Origin of the sequence: Sphingopyxis sp. (assembly GCF_036261875.1) — a bacterium.
Lineage (GTDB): Bacteria > Pseudomonadota > Alphaproteobacteria > Sphingomonadales > Sphingomonadaceae > Sphingopyxis.
Map to the genome: position 1 here is coordinate 29,785 of NZ_DATAJZ010000013.1, position 17,187 is coordinate 46,971.

The following is a 17,187-nucleotide window of genomic DNA, read 5'->3' on the forward strand; positions in this document are numbered from 1 at the left end:
CACCCCGGACTTGATCCGGGATCCATTCATCCGGCGCTGAGAGAATGGATCCCGGATCAAGTCCGGGATGACGATGAAGAATAGGTCGCCTTCCGGTCAAAACCTGCCGGTCGCTATCGTGAAAACACCCTATCCCTCTCGCTTGCATAGCTTTTCGCCCCTCGGGGGCTATCCAAAGCGGGCGTGGTGGCGCATAGGGCCGCCACAATGCACAAAATGACCGAATCCCCCCAGCGGTCCCGCATGCCCGGCGGCCGCGAAATGGTGTTCATGATGGCGATGGTCATGGCGCTGAACGCGCTCGCCATCGATTCGATGCTGCCCGCGTTGCCCGCGATCGGCGACGGGCTGGGGGTCACGGTCGCCAACGACCGGCAATATGTCATCTCGACCTATCTCTTCGGCATCGGCGCCGGGTCGCTCTTCTATGGTCCGCTCTCCGACCGCTTCGGGCGCAAGGGCGTGCTGGTGCCGGCGCTGTTCGCCTATGTCGCTTTCTCGATCGGCTGCGGGCTGGCGACGAGCTTTCCGATGCTGCTCGCGCTGCGCTTCGGGCACGGGCTGATCAGCGCCGCGCTCGGCGTGATCGTCGTCGCGGTGATCCGCGACCTGTTCTCGGGCGACGCGATGGCGAAGCGGCTGTCGATGATCTTCCTCGTCTTCATGATCGTCCCCGCGATCGCGCCCACCATGGGCGCGGGGATCACCGCCTTCGCGAACTGGCGCGCGATCTTCATCGTCCTCGCGGTGATGGGCTGCGTCATGCTGCTATGGCTGCGCCGCCTGCCCGAGACACTGGCGCGCGAGGACATCCGCCCGCTCGACGCGCGGACGATGATCGCGGGCTGGGCGACGGTGACGCGGCATCGCCGCGCCGCGGGCTATATGATCGCCTCGGCGATGATGCAGGGCGCGCTCTACGGCTATCTCAACAGCAGCGAGCAGATCATCGCCGAGGTGTTCGGGGCGCAAAGCTGGTTCCCGCTGGTCTTTGCCTGCGTCGCGGCGGGGATCGCGATCGCCAATTTCTCGAACGCTGCGATCGTCGAGCGTTTCGGCGCGCGGCGCGTGTCGCAGAGCGCGACCTTTGCCTTCATGGCGACGTCGATCGCGCAGATCGCCGTTGCGATGAGCGGCGCCGAGACCTTGTGGATGTTCACCTTGCTGATGATGGTCAACGTCGGGCTGATCGGCTTCATCGGCAGCAATTTCGGCTCGATCGCGATGGAGGATTTCGGCCATATGGCCGGGGTCGCCTCCTCCTATCAGAGCTTTTGCAAGACCTTGCTCGCCGCCGCGATGGGCGCGGCGATCGGCCAGCTCTATGACGGATCGACGTTGCCGCTCGCCTACGCCTTTCTGATTTCGGGAGTGGTCGGGCTGGCGCTGGTCTTCTGGGCCGAGCGCGGCAAGCTGTTCACCCGCCCCGGCACCGCGCCGCGCACGCCCTATTGAGGACACGGACTCCGGTTCGACTCTTGTTCACCCTGAACCCTTCGACAGGCCTGTTTCAGGGGCCATGGTCTGGTGTTGTCCTTCAACGCCGCGCTTTTTAGTTTCGCACAAAGCCACAAAGCCACGAAGAAGAAGGCTCGGGCCGACAGGCCCGTTCCTCCCTCCACGGCGCGGCTGGTCGCGCGGTCGCAAAGGAAAACCGCTTCGCGGCTGGCGCGACATCTTCGTGGCTTTGTGGCTTTGTGCGAAAAACAACTGGCGCCGCGCCAGCCGGAAAAGGCCGGGCCATGGACCTGAAACAAGCCGGTCCCGAGCCTTCCGCATGACGAAGCTTGAGATCGCATCTCGTTCACGATCGCAAATCCGATAACCCGCCAAAAGAAAGGGGGCCGAAGCCCCCTTTCCCCCCTTTTTGATGGTCCCGGCCGTCAGTCGAACGACGGCGTCGGGGGCACTGCCGGCGGCGGCGCGTCGGAGTCGAGTTCGTGCACCTCCACGAGCCCGCGGCCGACGTGGCTGCGCGAGCGGCTGTAGCCGAAATAGATGAGCAGGCCGATGGCGCCCCAGATCGGCAGCACCAGCTTCGCGGTCAGCGGCAACGACAGATAGAGCACGACGCAGCCGAGGATCGCCAGCGGCGCGACGACGAAGACCAGCGGCGTGCGGAACGGCCGATGGCGATGCGGGTCGGTGCGGCGCAGCACCATCACCGAAATCGCGACCATGAAGAAGGCGAACAAGGTGCCCGCGTTCGAATAGTCGGCGAGCTTGCCGACCGGCAGCACCGCCGCCGCGAAGGCGGCGCAGACGCCGGTGACGACGGTGACTACGTGCGGGGTGCGATATTTGCTGTGCACCGAGGCCAGCTTTTCGGGCAGCAGGCCGTCGCGCGCCATGGTGAAGAAGATGCGGGTCTGGCCGAACATCATCATCAGCACGACCGACGGCAGCGCGAGCACGGCGGCAAGGCCGACGAGCCGGCCGACGAACGGCCAGTCGATCGCTTCGAGGACATGGACCAGCGCTTCCTTCGAGCAGACGAGCGGCTCGACGAACCCGCCGGCGACCAGCGTCGCGCAGCGGCCGGCGAGTTCCGGCGAACCCGGCGACAATATCTGGCCGGTGGCGTTGGCGACCGGCTGCGCGCCGATCGCGCCGATCGCCCCCGATGCGACGAGCAGATAGAAGATGGTGCAGATTACCAGCGAGCCGATCAGACCGATCGGGACGTTGCGCTGCGGATTCTTGGTTTCCTCGGCGGCGGTCGAAACGGCGTCGAAGCCGACATAGGCGAAGAAGATCGAGGCCGCGGCGCCAAGCACGCCGAGCCCCGAGGAACTGAGCGGATTGCCGATTCCGGTCGGCATGAACGGGTTGAAATTGTCCGAATTGAGGACCGGCAGCGTCAACGCGATGAAGGCGGTCAGCGCGGCGATCTTGATCAGCACGAGGACGGCGTTGACGCGCGCGCTTTCGGTCGTGCCGATCACCAGCAGCCAGGTCACGAAGCCGATCACGATGATCGCGGGAACGTTGATCCAGCCGCCGACCGCGAGCGCCTTGTCGAGATCCTCGCTGGGCGCGGCGCCGATCGCGAGCTGCATATGCGCCATCAGCGCATCGGCGTTGCTGATCGCCGCGGGTATGTGCCATCCTAGCGAATTCAACAGCCCGACCGCGTGGTTGGACCAGCCGACAGCGACCGCGCTCGCACCCACCGCATATTCGAGGATCAGCGCCCAGCCGACCATCCAGGCGAGGATTTCGCCGACCACGGCATAGCTGTAGGTATAGGCGGAGCCCGAAACGGGCACCATCGACGCCAATTCGGAATAGCAGAGCGCCGCGACCGCGCAGACGAAGCCCGCGACGACGAAGCTCAACAGCATCGCTGGGCCCGCCTTTTGCGCGGCTTCGGACGTCAGCACGAAGATGCCGGTGCCGATGACGGCGCCGATGCCGAGCATGGTGAGCTGGAAGGCGCCGAGCGTGCGATGGAGCCCCTTTTTCTCGGCTGTAGCCAGGATGGCGTCGAGCGGTTTGACGCGGCCAAATATCATCAAATATCCCCTTTGGGGCGCCCGAACGGCCCCCTCTCCTGGCGGCGCAGACTAACCGCTCCGCGCGTCAGCGCAACTTAATTTCACGCGCGTTACAGCGGTTCACCGCACCGTGAATCGCACCCGGTCGATCATCCGCCCGCCGGGATCGACGAGCGCGAGCATATGGATGCCGGGGCGCGGCAGGATCTGCGGACCCGCATCGGCGTCGCCGAGCGGTTTCTTGTCGAGGATCAGGCGAAAACCCGTCACGTCGCCGCTGACCAGCACCGCGAGGCTCTGGCGGTCGATCGGGATATCGGGGTCGAGCGCATAGACGCTGCCGCTGACCGGGCTGGTGATGCGCGGGCGGCGTGCGGCCTGCGGCGCGGCGGCGATTTCGCTCTGTGCGGTGCCGCGGAGGAAATATTCGCGGCGCGGCGGCTCGCGGGTGCCGGGAAGCGCGACCTGCCGCGCCTCGACGCCCTCGGGCATCTTCGGCGGCTTGCCGGGGCTGCCGGCGTGGAGCGTCATCATCACGTCGCGCCACACCGGCGCGGCGCCCGAGGTGCCCGAGACGGCGCGCATCGAATCGCCCTCGAGATTCCCCACCCAGACCGCGACGGTGTAGCGATCGGACCAGCCGACGCACCAATTGTCGCGCATCCCTTTCGAGGTGCCCGTCTTGGCCGCGGCCCAGAAGGGGAGGCGGAGCGCGCTGTCGGCGCCGAAGGCGTCGGCGCGGGCCGAGGCGTCGGCGAGGATGTCGCCGACGATGAAGGCGGCGCCGGGGTTGACGATCTGGCGCGGCGCTTCGGCTGTCTCGCCCATGCGATAATGCACCGGCGACCAGCGGCCCTGGTTGGCGAGGGTGCGGAAGGCATTGGCCTGTTCGACGAGGCTGACCTCGGCTGAGCCGAGCGCGAGGCTGAAACCATAATATTCGCCGTCCTCGACCAGGCCGTGATAGCCGAGCGTCCAGAGGCGGTCGCGGAAGAGCTGGACGTCGTCGATGACGAGCGTGCGCACCGCGGGGACGTTGAGCGAACTGGCGAGCGCGTGGCGGACGCTGACCGGGCCCTGGAAATTATGGTCGTAATTCTTGGGCACATAGAGGCCTGAGGCGGTGTCGAGCTGAACCGGGCTGTCGTCGAGGATCGAGGCGGCGGTGAGCCAGCCATGCTCGATCACCTGCGCATAGAGGTGCGGTTTCAGCGTCGAGCCCGCCTGCCGTCGCGCATTGGCGCCGTCGACCTGCGCGGCGGTCGATTTGAGGCCCACGCCGCCAACATAGGCGAGGACGTCGCCGGTCGCGTTGTCGAGCACGACGACGGCGCCGTCGCGCACGCGGTCCGAGCCGAGGCCCGCAAGCTGGCGACGCAGCGCGATGATCGCGGCGGTCTGGATGCGGCGGTCGATGGTGGTCGTGACGCGCTTGCCGGGCTTGTCGAGCAGGCGCGTCGCGAGGTGCGGCGCGAGCGCGGGGTCGAAGCGCGCCGCCTGCTCGCCCGAGACGAGCGTCGCGGCGGCGGCATCGATGGCCGAGCAATCGGCAGCTTTCGCAATCCGGCAGGCGCGGCGGCCTAGCACATCGGCCTTCGCGCCGGGATTGGGGAGGAGGCCTGCGAACAGCGCGGCGTCGGTGCGGTTCATCTCGGCGGGTTTCTTGCCGAACAGGCTCTGCGCGCCGGCGCCGATCCCCTGCGCTTCGCCGCGCAAGGGCAAGAGGTTGAAATAGGCCTCGAGCACCTGCGCATGCGTCCAGTTCGACGCCAATTCCTGTGCCGCGCGCATCTGGCGGATCTTGGCGAACCAGCCGCGCTGGCCCGGCTGCGCGAGGTCGGGCGCGAGGAAGGCGGCGAGCTGCATCGGCAGCGTCGAGGCGCCGCGCGAGCGACCGCCGGTCCAGCGGGTGCGGATCGCGCTGGCGATCGCAAGCCAGTCGACCCCGCCGTGCGACCAGAAACGATGATCTTCGGCCGCGACGACGGTGTCGCGCACGACGGGGCTGATGTCTTTCAGCGGCACCCAGGCGAGGCGGCGGCGCTCGAAATTGACGCGCTCGCTGTCGAGCAGGCGGCCGTCGCGGTCGTAGAGCCACGCCTCGCTGGGTTTCCAGTCGGCGCGGACCGCGGCGTAATCGGGCATCGCGGGCGGGCGGGTGAGGAGATGCGCGGCGGTGACGAGGACGAGCGCGGCGAGGGCGGTCCACGCCAGCACGTCGAACCAGCGGCGGTTGCGGATTGTCGTCATCGATCGCTCTAGCCGATGAGACGCTGCGGCACCCTCTCCATTCCCGTTCGCATCGAGCGAAGTCGAGATGCCCATCGGTCGTGCACGCCTTTGGGGTGTCTCGACTTCGCTCGACACGAACGGAGAAAGAGAGGGCGGATAGCCATCACCGCGCCGCCGCTGCCACCGTCACCGGCGCATTGGGCCACTGGCCGCGGATCGCGGGCGAGTACATCGCCTCGACGCGCGTCGGGGGCAGGGTGAAGCGGCCCGAGCCGTTCAACCGCACGACATATTCGACCGCGTGGGTGCCCGCGGGCATCCAGCCGTAATAGCCGCGCCAGCTATCCTTGCCGCGCTCGACATAGCTTGGTTGCCAGTTCGATCCGCTTGCCTGCTCGGCCAGCATTTCCGACTGGCCGCCGAGGTTGCCGACGATCGTCGCGCCCGGCGGGATCGGGTCGTTGACGATGACCCAGGTGCGGCCCGCGGCGGCGGTGACTTCGATCCGCACCTTGATCACGTCGCCGCGCGTCAGGTGGGCCGGGTCGGCCGCCTTGACGATGCTGACCAAGCGCTTGATGCGATAGCCCGCGTTGAGGGGTTCCTTGAGCGGCACCGCTGCCTTCACGCTGACCGTCGCCCATGGGGCGCCGCTGCCTTCGTGGCTGAGGCTCATCGTCGCCGCGGTGAGCGCGACGCGCAGCGGCGAGGGCGTTTCGGCCGGGAGCGGCCAGCTTTGCGAGGCGGTGGCGCCCGCGAGGCTGATGTTGGTGACGCCGGTGATCGCACTCGCCGGATAAAGTTCGGCGAAGCGGCGGACGGTGACCGCGCCCCACGCATTGGCCGGGGTGGTGTCCCAATGGCCCTTGCGCTGGCGCTGCGCGACGCCGACCATCAGCTTGCCGGCGTCATCCTCCCAGCCCTTGCGGCCGAGCACGGCTTCGAGCGCCTTGATCGCCATTTCGTCGCCGCTGGTCATCATCCACCACGGCGCCTTGGCATCGTCGACGAGGTCGAGGCGCGTGCCTTCGTAGACGAGGCGCTTGCGCAGCTCGGCCTCGGCCGCGGTGCGCAGCGCGACGGCGTTGCGGACGCCGGGGGTGCGCTCGATCGCGACGAGCCAGTCGGCGAGGGTGCCGGTCGCCATATCGACCGGCACCATGTCGATCGCCGCGACGAGCTGCGGGCTCGCCGCATTGTTGCGCGCAAGCGCCGCGAGCGCCGCGATGCGGACCGGGCGGATGTCGTAGGGACCGTATCCCTTGCGGGTCAGCCGTCCCTCGATCACCGCCTGCAGCGCCTTGACCATCTTCGCCTTGGGCGCCTCGGGGATCGCGAAGCCGTTCGCCGCGGTGATCGCGAGGACATAGGCGGTGAGCTCGGGCGAGCCCTCCATCCGGTCGTTCGGCCAGTAACGGAGCAGCCCGTCGTCATCGAGATAGGTCGGCATCGCCCCGACGAGCGCCTGCCATCGCCCGACATCGCCAAGCGCGACGGCGCGCGAGGTCGACTGCTCGAAGCAGTTATAGGGATAGATCGCCATATAGTCGCGCACCCCGGCCAGCGGCGGCGCGAGCGTACCCGCGAGCGCGACGTCGACATAGCCGCCGGGCAGCGCGCCCGCCGGGATGGCGATCGGCAGCGTGGCGTTGGGGCCGACGCGGAACAGGCTCGCGGCCCAAGTCTCGACCGGCACGGCGGGCTCGACGCTCTGGTCGAAGGTCAGGCGGTCGCGCGCCTTGCCGTCCTTCGACGCCGCGTCGACGGTCCACTGGATCGGGCCGGTGGCCTCGGGCGCGATCATCTGCCAGCTGATCGGCACCGCGCCGCCCGCCGGGATCGTCACGGTGAGCGGCGGCGCGGTCGCGACCGCGGGCGACAGCGTTGCCGTCGCGGTCACCGTCATCTCCTTGTCGGTGCCGTTGCGGAGCGTGAAGCGCGCGTCATAGGCGTCGCCGGTGCGGACGAGATCGGGGAGGCTCGCGAAGACGCCGAGATCCTGCACGGTGCGCACGCTCGTCTCGCCGGTCCCGAAATATTGCGATCCGTCGGTTGCGATCGCGACGAGGCGGAAGGCGGAGAGATTGTCGCTGAGCGGGACGTCGACCGTCGCGCGACCCTTGGAGTCGAGCGGGACGCGGCCTTGCCACAGCAGCACAGGCTTGAAATCCTCGCGCGTCAGGCCCGAAAGGTCGCCGCCGCCCCCGCCGCCGGGTTCGAGCGCCTTGCGGCCGTAATGCCGCTTGCCGACGACCTGCATCTGCGCGGTCGAGGTGAGGACGTCGAGCGTGCGCTCGCCCATCATCGCGTCGATCAGCTTCCAGCTTTCGTTGGGCGCGAGCTGAAGCAGCGCCTCATCGACCGCGACGAAGGCGACGTCGGCGTTTGCCGGGGCCTTGCCGCCGGGGGTCTTGACCTCGATGCCGACTTTGGCGGTCTCGCGGATCGCATATTTCTCCCTGTCGGCCTTGACCTTGACGCCGAGCTGATGGCCTTCCCAGCCGACCTTGATCCGCGCGATGCCGAGACGGTAGCTCGGCTTGGCGAGGTCGACGAGCGCGGTCGGGGGCGCCCCTTCGCTGTTCTCGATCTGGAAGCCGACTGCGCGCTTCATCTTGCGGAACCAGCTTTCCTCGCCGGTCACGCGGCCGCGCACCGCCATCACCGAGACATAGACGTCGGGGGCGTAAGTGGCGGGCAGCTTGACCTTGACGACCGGGTCGGTGCCCTTCAGCGGCACGACGAAGCTGGAGAGCACGCCCTCGCGCTCGATGGTGACGAGCGCGGTCGCTTCGCGGAAGGGCATACGGACCTGGAAGCTCGCGATGTCGCCTGCCTTGTAGCGCGGCTGTTCGGGGATGACGTCCATGCGGTCGCCATTGTCGCCGCCGAACCACCAGTCGTTGTCGCCCGCGAGCCAGACCGAGCGCACCGCGCGCGCCTCGTTGCCGTCCTCGTCCTGCGTGGTCGCGACGACGGTCACCTCGCCCGATACGCCGGGCGCCATCGCGCAGCTTGCGCGGCCGAGCTTGTCGGTCGTCGCGCTGCACGTCGTCGCGAGCCGGGTCGTGCGCATCTGATTGTCATAGGCGTAGAAACCGCCGATCAGGCGCCGCCGCGCGGTGATGATCTCGCGGTTGTAGAGCGCGACCTGGACGCGCTGGCCGCTGATCGGCTTGCCGTTCAGATCGAGCGCGACGAATTTGAGGCGCAGGTCGTTGTCGCGCATCAGCCAGCCGTCGGTCTTGAGCCCGAGACGGACCGCGGAAGGGTAAAGGGTGATGCGGCGGCTGGAAGTCAAAGTCTCGCCGTTCGCATCTTCATAATCCATTTCGACCGCCATCTGGGTCGGCTCGACGATCGGCTGGTCGACGACGATATGGGTCGTCGCGGTGCCGTCGGCGCCGAGAGTGAGCGGCACCGAGCGCGCGAGCGGCATGTCGGCCTCGGGCTCCTCGCCGCTGTCGTCGAGCTGGATCACGCCTTCCTTGACCGGCTGGCCGTCGAAATCCCAGTCGCGATAATCTTGCGGAGCGGTCCATGCGGCGCGGAAGGTCGAGCGGAGCTCGACCGGCAGGTTCGGCGCCGGGCCACCCGACAGATAGCCGACGAACAGCGAAAGCGGCACCTGCGCCGGGCGGACGAGCGATTCCTTCGGGCCGGTGACGGTCGCCTTCATCGTCGGCAGGCGATATTCGTCGACGCGCACCGACTGGTTCGACCAGATGTTCTTGTCCTTGCCGTCCTTGTCTTTCGTGACGAACACCAACTCATAGTCGCCCATGGGGGCCGAGGCGGGGACGTTCCATGTCGTCTCGCCGCTGCCGCCCGCGTCGATGCTGAACGGCATTTCGAACTCGGTGTCCGATCCACGGTGGACGAGGCGGAGCTTGCCCGCCATCGGCTGGGGCGTCGTGAAGCCGGTGCCGACGGGACGGCGCAGGATATGCTTCATATGGACCGTCTCGCCCGCCTTGACGAGCGCGCGGTCGAACAGCGTGTGGAGGATGTCGGTGCGCTCCGACCAACCGTAAGGAAGGTCGAAGTCATAGGGGCGGATGCCGTCGCCCCAGTCGGTCAGCGTGAAGCTGAAATCGTCGCCCGAGCGCGCGCTGACCATCAGCGCATGGCCCTCGCTGTTCGCGGGGTCGGGGTCGTCCTCGCAGCTCGCATAGGTCTCGGGCTGCGGCAGGCCGCTGGGGAAGGCGAGGCGGCCGGCCTTGTCGGCGGTGCCGCGCGCGAGCAGGCGGCCGGTGCAGCTGTCGGTGACGCGGACCTCGGCGCCCGCGACGGGAAGCCCGGTGTCGAGCGACGTCACCCAGGCGAGCGAGCTTTCGCGGCCCCATTTGAAATGCACCGCCATATTGGTGACGAGCGCGGCGGTCGCGACATAGCGCGTCGCCTTGCGGCCGAGCAATTTGGCGCCGAGTTCGGGGCTGGCGATCTCAACGACGTGGAAGCCCTTTTCGGCGAGCGGAATGCCGACGACCTCGAATTCCTTGCCGCCGGCGGGCGGGGCAAGCGTCAGATTGCGGCGTTCGCCGCCGGCGGGGGCATCCTCGAACACCGATTTCGTGCCGGTGTAGTTGACGGTGACGTCCTTGCCACTGCGGTCCTTTTCCTCGCGATAGTCGGTGTCGTCGGCATCGGCGACGCGCTTCAGCCAGCGCGCGATCGCGGCATCGTCGTCGCCGACGCGGAGCGCGGTCGCGGGCATCTTGAGGTTCGCCTGCACCAGCGACGCCTCGACCCCGCGCACGGTGACGGGCAGGACGCCGCCCTCCGACGCTTCGAGAATGCCGAATTCGGCGGCGAATTTGACGATCGGCGGGGCGCTGTCGATGTGGAATTTCAGCGGGAAGTTCGACTGGTTCTGCAAGCGGCGGCCGCTCTGGTCGCTGATGTCTGCGGGGAGGATCAGCGTCGCGTCGACATTCTGCGGCAGCGGGCCGTCGAAATGGACGCGTTCGAGGAAGGCGTCGTTCTTGTCGTCGTCGTCGATCTTCGCGGCGATGGTCTTGCCGTCGGCGGTGCGCAGCGTCGCCGCGAGCGCGACATCGCGCGCGACCGGCGCGGCGAAGCTGAGGTTGACGGGTTTCAGCGGGTTGCAGCCCGCCTGCGGATTGACGCGGCTGCACGACATTTTCGCGGTGAAGGCCGGGCGGACGTCATAGTCGAAACGCTGGTCGCGGCCCGCGGTGCGGCCCGGCACCCCGGCCTGCGAAATGCGCGCGTCCCAGACGAGCGCCATCTCGCGTCCGGGGGGCAGCGGGCGGCGGCACTTGACCGGGACGACGCGCGCCAGCGCCGCATCGCGGTCGGCGCCCGCGGCGGGCAGGCGCAGCGGCAGGCCGGCGTCCTGGGTGAAGCTTTGCGCCGACCATTGGTCGCCGATGCCGTCGAGGATCGTCGCGGCGGTTTCGGGTTTCAGCACATCGACGGGAATCTTCTCGCCGATGCCGTCGACCGCGCAATAGGCGAAGCGGCCGACCGAGGCGCGGTCGGCGGCGACGTTGGTGGCGACGAGGAAGACCTGCTCCTCCTCGATGTCGCCATAGCCATTGCCCGCGAGCACCGCGCGCGCCGAGGGGCCGCCGGTGTCGATCTCGAACCGGCTGTTGCCGACGACGTTCACGCCGCGCGCGGTGGTGAGGCCGTCGCGCAAGTCGACGTGGCAGCTCATGCCGCCGGGGAGCGATTTTTCGAATTCGAGCACCCAGGTGCGCGTGTCGACCCAGCGGCCGTCGGCGGGCACCTTGCAGTCGTGGGTCGCGGGGGCCTTGGCGCGGGGATCGCCGAGCGGCACCATGTCCTCCGAAAAGCGCAGCGTGAAGCGGCTGATCGTGCCGTCGCCGGTGCCCGCTGAGCCGGGAGTCGCGAGCGTGACTTGCGGGACGGTGTCGCCGCCGGCCGCGACAAGCGCGGCAGCGAGCGGAATCATCAGCGCGAGTCGCGCCTTGCCGGCAAAAGCCTTCGCCAGCGCCTGCCATCCCGTTGCCATTGCGTCGTCTCCCCGGTGAGCCCAGACCTATCCTGCTGGAAACAGGGACCTCTGTCCACCCGTCGCCGCACGGTGCACACGGTTAACCGCAACCGGCGAAAAGGCTGTGACGGGGATCATAGACAGATCGGGAATCATCTTGCGGCGCTATATCCACCTCATCACCCCGGACTTGATCCGGGGTCCCGCTCAGCGACGGTGAAAGCGGGACCCCGGATCAAGTCCGGGGTGACGAAAGAGGGGATGTTACCGTCAGCTTATTTGACGAGCATCGGTCCCAGCGGCTGCCCCGCGAAGATATGGACATGAAGGTGGGGGACTTCCTGGTGGCTGTCGGGGCCGACGTTGGCGAGCAGGCGATAGCCCGGCACGACGAGGCCCTGGTCGCGCGCGACCTTGCCGACCGCGCGGACGAAGCCCGCGATCTCGGCATCGCTGCCGCGCTCCGAAAAATCGTCCCAGCTCACATAGGGGCCTTTGGGGATCACGAGGATATGCAGCGGCGCCTGCGGATTGATGTCGTGGAAGGCGAGGGCATAGTCGTCCTCATAGACGGTCTTCGACGGCAGCTCGCCGCGCAGGATGCGTGCGAAGATGTTGCTATCGTCATAGGGAAGCGTCGCGTCGATCGGCATGGGTGGCTCCTATTGGGTGCGGCTGGCTTTTTCGGCGTGGCCCGAGGTGCCGTGGCGGCGGGCGAGTTCGGCGGCGACGGTGTCCCAGCCGAGGCCGCGCTCGGCGAGCAGCACGGTGAGGTGAAAGACGAGGTCGGCCGCCTCGCCGGTCAGCGCGGCATCGTCCTCGGTCAGCGCGGCGATGATCGTCTCGGTCGCTTCCTCGCCGAGCTTCTGCGCGATCTTGCCGCGGCCTTTCGCGGCGAGGCTAGCGACATAGGAGGTCGCGCCGTCACCTGCGGCGAGGCGGTCGTTCACCACCGCTTCGAGTGCGGTCAGCGTTTCGCCGATGTCACCTGCCATCACCTGTCCTTTCATGGAGCATTGCCCTGAATCCCCCATCTTCCCGTTCGTGTCGAGCGAAGTCGAGACACCCATCGACCTTGCGCTACGCCGATGGGTGTCTCGACTTCGCTCGACACGAACGGAAGGGAGACGATGTCGATTTGACCCATGGCGTCACGATTCCCGGCCTAGCGGCGGGAAAGGCGCTGGACAAGATGGCTGGACAAGGGTGGGCGGCTCCGGTCAAAGGGCGCGCATGGCCGAGGTCAAATTGCATCCCGACTGGCTCGCGCACATCGGCGGCGAGTTCGAGCAGCCCTATATGGCGGCGCTCAAGACCTTCCTTGCCGGCGAGCGCGCGAAAGGAAAGGCGATCTATCCGCGCCCGCGCGACTGGTTCGCGGCGCTCGACGCGACGCCGCCGCAGGACGTGCGCGTCGTCATATTGGGGCAGGACCCCTATCACGGGCCGGGGCAGGCGCACGGGCTCTGCTTCTCGGTCCAGCCGGGGGTGCGGACGCCGCCGAGCCTCGTCAACATCTACAAGGAGATGCAGAGCGACCTCGGCATCCCGCCCGCGCGGCACGGGTTTTTGAAGCATTGGGCCGAACAGGGCGTGCTGCTGCTCAACAATTGCCTGACGGTCGAGGCGGGAATGGCGGCGTCGCATCAGGGCAAGGGGTGGGAGAAATTCACCGACGCCGCGGTCGCGGCGGTCGCGGCCGATCCCGCGCCCAAGGTCTTCATCCTGTGGGGCAGCCATGCGCAGCGCAAGGCGGCGAACGTGCCGGGACTGGGACCGGGCAGCCCGCATCTGATCCTGCGCGCGCCGCACCCCTCGCCACTGTCGGCGCATAACGGTTTTTTCGGATCGAAGCCGTTCAGCCAGGCGAATGCCTTTCTGGAGGCGCATGGCCGCGGGACGATCGACTGGCGATTGCCTGAGACGCCCGACATCGCCGCGGCATGAGCCTGCTGTCCGACCCGCTGACGCTGGCGGTGCTGATCGTCGCGGTGATCCTGCTCGGCATGGCGAAGGGCGGGCTCGCCGGGGTCGGTTCGCTCGCGACGCCGCTCGCCGCGTTGGTGCTGCCGCCCGCGACCGCCGCGGCGCTGCTGCTGCCGGTCCTGATCGTGCAGGACGTGATCAGCGTCTGGTCGTTCCGCCATACATGGGACGGCTGGATCATCGGCTGGATGCTTCCCGGCGCCGCGATCGGCGTCGCGGCGGGATGGTTTTATGCCGAGCGCGTGGACGAGGCGCAGTTGATGGCGGCGCTCGGCGCGATTACGCTGGCGTTCGGCCTTTATCGCCTGTGGGTCGAGCGTGGCGGGCGCGTCGTCGCCGCCTCGACCTCGCCGGGGTGGGTCGGCACGATCTTCGGCGGCGTCATGGGCTTCACCAGCCAGATCGCGCACGCGGGCGGGCCGCCGTTCCAGATGTGGGTGACGCCGCGCAAGCTGCCGCATCTGAGCTTCATCGGGACGAGCGCGATCCTGTTCGGACTTGTCAACTGGATGAAGGTGCCCGCCTATCTCGCGCTCGGCGCCTTTCCGCATGAGGTGGTGGTCGCGGCGCTGCTGCTGATGCCGCTGGCGATCGTTTCGACCCTGATCACGGTGCGCTGGCTGAAGCGGATGGACCCGGCGCGTTTCTATGTCATCGTCTATGTCCTGATGGTGCTGCTCGGCGCCAAGCTGCTCTGGGACGGGGTGCGCGGATGAACGTCGCGATTCTGGTCGATGCCGATGCCTGTCCGGTGAAGGACGAGGTCTATCGCGTCGCGTGGCGGCACGCGGTGCCGGTGAAGATCGTCAGCAACAGCCGGCTGCGCGTTCCCGATCATCCCTTGATCGAGCGTATTCTGGTGTCGGACGGCTTCGACGCCGCCGACGACTGGATCGCCGAGGCGGCGAATGCGCACAGCGTCGTGGTCACGGCCGACATATTGCTCGCCGACCGCGCGCTGAAGGCGGGCGCGACGGTGCTCGCGCCGACGGGCAAGCCCTTCACCGCGGCGTCGATCGGCCCCGCGATCGCGACGCGCGCGATCATGGCCGATTTGCGCGCGGGGATGAGCGACGGAATCGGCGGGCCGCCGCCCTTTTCCAAGGCCGACCGGTCGCAATTCCTGCAGGCGCTCGATGCGGCGCTGGTGCGGCTGAAGCGCGAGGCCTGAAAATATCGCGCCAGTGACACGGATCACGGCGCCACGGGTAGCGGCGGCTTAGGGAAGGTGTCGAAGACGAACCGTTCCGCGCCGGCCCACCACGCCAGTGCGGAGCCAGCCCTCCCGCCTGACGCGACCCCGGCGGGAGGGCACTAATTGCGGGTGTTGGCGACACGTCGGTTTTGGGGTGGGGAGGGGGCGCAGCCTCCTCTCCCCTTGAGGGAGAGGATAGCGCAGCTTGCTCCCTTGGGAGCTAGCGAAGCTTGGAGAGGGGGCGACGCCAGCGGACGCAAAACCCCCTCTCAACTTCGGCTAGGCAGCAAGCTACCAAGCCTTCGTATCTCTCCCTCAAGGGGAGAGAGTAGGATCCTTACCTATGCCCGCTTTCGCCCGAAAGCCGCCATCGCCTCCCAAAAAAAGACCCGCCCTCTTTCGAAGGGCGGGTCCTGCGTTGGACGTCGGATCAGCCCTTTTCGGGCGGCGCCACGGTGATGCGGACGCGTTCGCCCGAATTGCCGGGGAAGCCGGTGAACATCGCCTCGACGAGGTTCGGGACCAGCGCCTGCAGATTATTGTCGCGCGACTGCGCCTCGGCATGGCCCTCGAACAGGCGATAGCCGTCGGAAGCGCGGCTGATCTGCAGATTGAGGCCGCTCGTATAGACGGTGTAGCTCGACACGTCGTTATAGCCCCAGCCGGGACCGAAGCCGCCCCACAGGAAGGGATCGCGCCAGCCGTAGACATAACGGCGCCCGCGCGGCCCGCGGACGATCACCGGGCGGTAATAGGAGGGGCCGAAACCGCCGTACCAGGGATCGCCGAAGCCAGGCGACGACACGACGCGCTCACGCCCCTTGTCGACGCCATAGTCCATGCGGACGACCATGTCGGGATGCTCGCCATTGGCGGCGGGGCGATAGCCGTAGCGGGTGAGTTCGCCCGCGACGAGATTGGCATATTGGCCGAACTCGATGCCGCCCTGCAGCGCAGGGTTGCTCGCCTCGATCGCGAAGCTCTGGCCCTGCGGCGCCGGAAGCTGCGTCTGGAAGCGCGCGACATCGGCTTTGAAGGGGGTCGCGCAGCCGGCCAGCGCCAGCGCCGCGCCCGCGATGGCGGCCAGACCGAGCCGCCGGGAAATCATCTTGCTCATGCTCTTGCTCCGTGATTCGGACGGGCGCGCATAATGCGCCGTTTATAACATGACTACGCCGATGCGACTTAACCTTGGTTGAACTCGCTTCGCCGCACGACGGCACCTCGCCCCAATATGGGGAAGCGCCGCCGATAAACAAGAATTTCCTTTGGCAAAAGCGGCTTGCTTAGCGGCAGAGCCCCAGCGCGGCATAAGCGGCATCGAGCGTCGGCTTCGCGAGGACGCGCGCCTTTTCCGCGCCCTTCTCGAGAATGGCGTCGAGCGCCGCGGTGTCGTCCTTCAGCGCGACGAAGCGCGCGTTGATCGGACCGAGCGTTTCGATCAGCAGCGCGCCGAGCGCGGGCTTGAACGCGCCGAACCCCTGCCCCGCATGGTCGCGCAGCACCGCATCGACGCTGGTGTCGGCGAGCGCGGCATAGATGCCGACGAGATTGCGCGCCTCGGGGCGGCTCTCCAGCCCGGCGGCCTCGGACGGCAGCACTTCGGGATCGGTCTTCGCCTTCTTGACCTTCTGCATCATCGTGTCGGCGTCGTCGGTCAGGTTGATGCGGCTCATGTCCGACGGATCGGACTTGGACATTTTCGCCGTGCCGTCGCGCAGGCTCATGATCCGCGCCATACCGGCCGGGATGATCGGTTCGGGCAGCGTAAAGACCGGCTTGTCCTCGCTGGCATAGTCGTTGTTGAACTTCTGCGCGACGTCGCGCGCGAGTTCGAGATGCTGCTTCTGGTCCTCGCCCACCGGGACGTGCGTCGTCTGATAGAGCAGCACGTCGGCTGCCTGCAGCACCGGGTAAGTGTAGAGTGCCGCCGAGGCGCTTTCGCGATTCTTGCCCGACTTGTCCTTGAACTGCGTCATCCGGTTGAGCCAGCCGAGCCGCGCGGTGCCGTTGAGGAGCCATTGCAGTTCGGCGTGCGCGGGGACGCGCGCCTGATTGAAGAGCAGCGAGCGGTCGGTGTCGATCCCGCAGGCGACGAGCGCGGCGGTCATCGCGCGGGTGTTGGCGGTCAGCTCGGCCGGAACGTGCGGCATCGAAATCGCGTGGAGGTCGGCGAGGAAATAGAGCTTGTCGCCCTCCATCTCGTCCTGCATCCGCACCCAGTTGCGGATCGCGCCCAGATAATTGCCGAGGTGCAAATTTCCGGTGGGCTGGATGCCCGATAGCGTCCGCAT

At 67.7% G+C, this 17,187-nt stretch carries 11 protein-coding genes; 4 read left to right on the forward strand and 7 right to left on the reverse strand.

From position 1 onward, the window contains the following. Window positions 1–243: 243 nt before the first annotated feature. Window positions 244–1,455 carry a multidrug effflux MFS transporter gene (locus VHO04_RS07080; RefSeq protein ID WP_257545600.1) on the forward strand — a complete coding sequence of 404 codons (1,212 nt, stop codon included), beginning with the start codon at window positions 244–246 and terminating at the stop codon, window positions 1,453–1,455. A gap of 428 nt (window positions 1,456–1,883) precedes the next feature. On the opposite strand, the gene VHO04_RS07085 is transcribed toward VHO04_RS07080, so the two are convergent. The 5 genes from VHO04_RS07085 to VHO04_RS07105 all read right to left on the reverse strand — a co-directional run bounded on the left by VHO04_RS07085 (window position 1,884) and on the right by VHO04_RS07105 (window position 12,707). After that, window positions 1,884–3,515, reverse strand: coding sequence for an amino acid permease (locus VHO04_RS07085; protein WP_329627661.1), 1,632 nt, complete (start codon window positions 3,513–3,515; stop codon window positions 1,884–1,886). Window positions 3,516–3,617: 102 nt separating this feature from the next. Then, entirely contained in the window at window positions 3,618–5,747 is a 2,130-nt protein-coding gene (gene pbpC / locus VHO04_RS07090; protein ID WP_329627662.1) for a penicillin-binding protein 1C, read from the reverse strand. A gap of 145 nt (window positions 5,748–5,892) precedes the next feature. Then, a complete protein-coding gene (locus VHO04_RS07095) occupies window positions 5,893–11,730 on the reverse strand; it encodes an alpha-2-macroglobulin family protein (protein ID WP_329627663.1) in 5,838 nt (1,945 codons plus the stop codon). A 257-nt stretch (window positions 11,731–11,987) separates the two neighbouring features. After that, window positions 11,988–12,365: a histidine triad nucleotide-binding protein gene (locus VHO04_RS07100; protein WP_329627664.1), complete on the reverse strand. Its 378-nt coding sequence runs from the start codon at window positions 12,363–12,365 to the stop codon at window positions 11,988–11,990. A gap of 9 nt (window positions 12,366–12,374) precedes the next feature. Then, window positions 12,375–12,707 carry a phosphoribosyl-ATP diphosphatase gene (locus VHO04_RS07105; protein WP_329627665.1) on the reverse strand — a complete coding sequence of 111 codons (333 nt, stop codon included), beginning with the start codon at window positions 12,705–12,707 and terminating at the stop codon, window positions 12,375–12,377. A gap of 238 nt (window positions 12,708–12,945) precedes the next feature. Here VHO04_RS07105 and ung point away from each other — a divergent pair, with 238 nt between their 5' ends. The 3 genes from ung to VHO04_RS07120 are packed head-to-tail and all read left to right on the forward strand — an operon-like array spanning window position 12,946 to window position 14,869. After that, a complete protein-coding gene (gene ung / locus VHO04_RS07110; RefSeq protein WP_329627666.1) occupies window positions 12,946–13,659 on the forward strand; it encodes a uracil-DNA glycosylase in 714 nt (237 codons plus the stop codon). Beyond that, complete coding sequence (locus VHO04_RS07115) at window positions 13,656–14,414, forward strand: sulfite exporter TauE/SafE family protein (RefSeq protein WP_329627667.1); 759 nt, start codon at window positions 13,656–13,658, stop codon at window positions 14,412–14,414. The genes ung and VHO04_RS07115 overlap by 4 nt, the downstream gene beginning before the upstream one ends. Next, the gene (locus VHO04_RS07120) at window positions 14,411–14,869 is read left to right on the forward strand and encodes a YaiI/YqxD family protein (RefSeq protein WP_329627668.1); all 459 of its coding nucleotides are present in this window, start codon (window positions 14,411–14,413) and stop codon (window positions 14,867–14,869) included. Before VHO04_RS07115 ends, VHO04_RS07120 begins: the two co-directional genes overlap by 4 nt. A 454-nt stretch (window positions 14,870–15,323) precedes the next feature. On the opposite strand, the gene VHO04_RS07125 is transcribed toward VHO04_RS07120, so the two are convergent. Next, window positions 15,324–16,010: a DUF4136 domain-containing protein gene (locus VHO04_RS07125; protein ID WP_329627669.1), complete on the reverse strand. Its 687-nt coding sequence runs from the start codon at window positions 16,008–16,010 to the stop codon at window positions 15,324–15,326. Window positions 16,011–16,179: 169 nt separating this feature from the next. Continuing rightward, complete coding sequence (trpS, locus tag VHO04_RS07130) at window positions 16,180–17,187, reverse strand: tryptophan--tRNA ligase (protein WP_329627670.1); 1,008 nt, start codon at window positions 17,185–17,187, stop codon at window positions 16,180–16,182.

Bases quoted from the DNA above. Each gene is read 5' to 3' on its own strand.
- VHO04_RS07080 (WP_257545600.1), top strand. From the start codon at position 244: ATGCCCGGCGGCCGCGAAATGGTGTTCATGATGGCGATGGTCATGGCG.
- VHO04_RS07085 (WP_329627661.1), bottom strand. From the start codon at position 3,515: ATGATATTTGGCCGCGTCAAACCGCTCGACGCCATCCTGGCTACAGCC.
- pbpC (WP_329627662.1), bottom strand. From the start codon at position 5,747: ATGACGACAATCCGCAACCGCCGCTGGTTCGACGTGCTGGCGTGGACC.
- VHO04_RS07095 (WP_329627663.1), bottom strand. From the start codon at position 11,730: ATGGCAACGGGATGGCAGGCGCTGGCGAAGGCTTTTGCCGGCAAGGCG.
- VHO04_RS07100 (WP_329627664.1), bottom strand. From the start codon at position 12,365: ATGCCGATCGACGCGACGCTTCCCTATGACGATAGCAACATCTTCGCA.
- VHO04_RS07105 (WP_329627665.1), bottom strand. From the start codon at position 12,707: ATGGCAGGTGACATCGGCGAAACGCTGACCGCACTCGAAGCGGTGGTG.
- ung (WP_329627666.1), top strand. From the start codon at position 12,946: ATGGCCGAGGTCAAATTGCATCCCGACTGGCTCGCGCACATCGGCGGC.
- VHO04_RS07115 (WP_329627667.1), top strand. From the start codon at position 13,656: ATGAGCCTGCTGTCCGACCCGCTGACGCTGGCGGTGCTGATCGTCGCG.
- VHO04_RS07120 (WP_329627668.1), top strand. From the start codon at position 14,411: ATGAACGTCGCGATTCTGGTCGATGCCGATGCCTGTCCGGTGAAGGAC.
- VHO04_RS07125 (WP_329627669.1), bottom strand. From the start codon at position 16,010: ATGAGCAAGATGATTTCCCGGCGGCTCGGTCTGGCCGCCATCGCGGGC.
- trpS (WP_329627670.1), bottom strand. From the start codon at position 17,187: ATGCGGACGCTATCGGGCATCCAGCCCACCGGAAATTTGCACCTCGGC.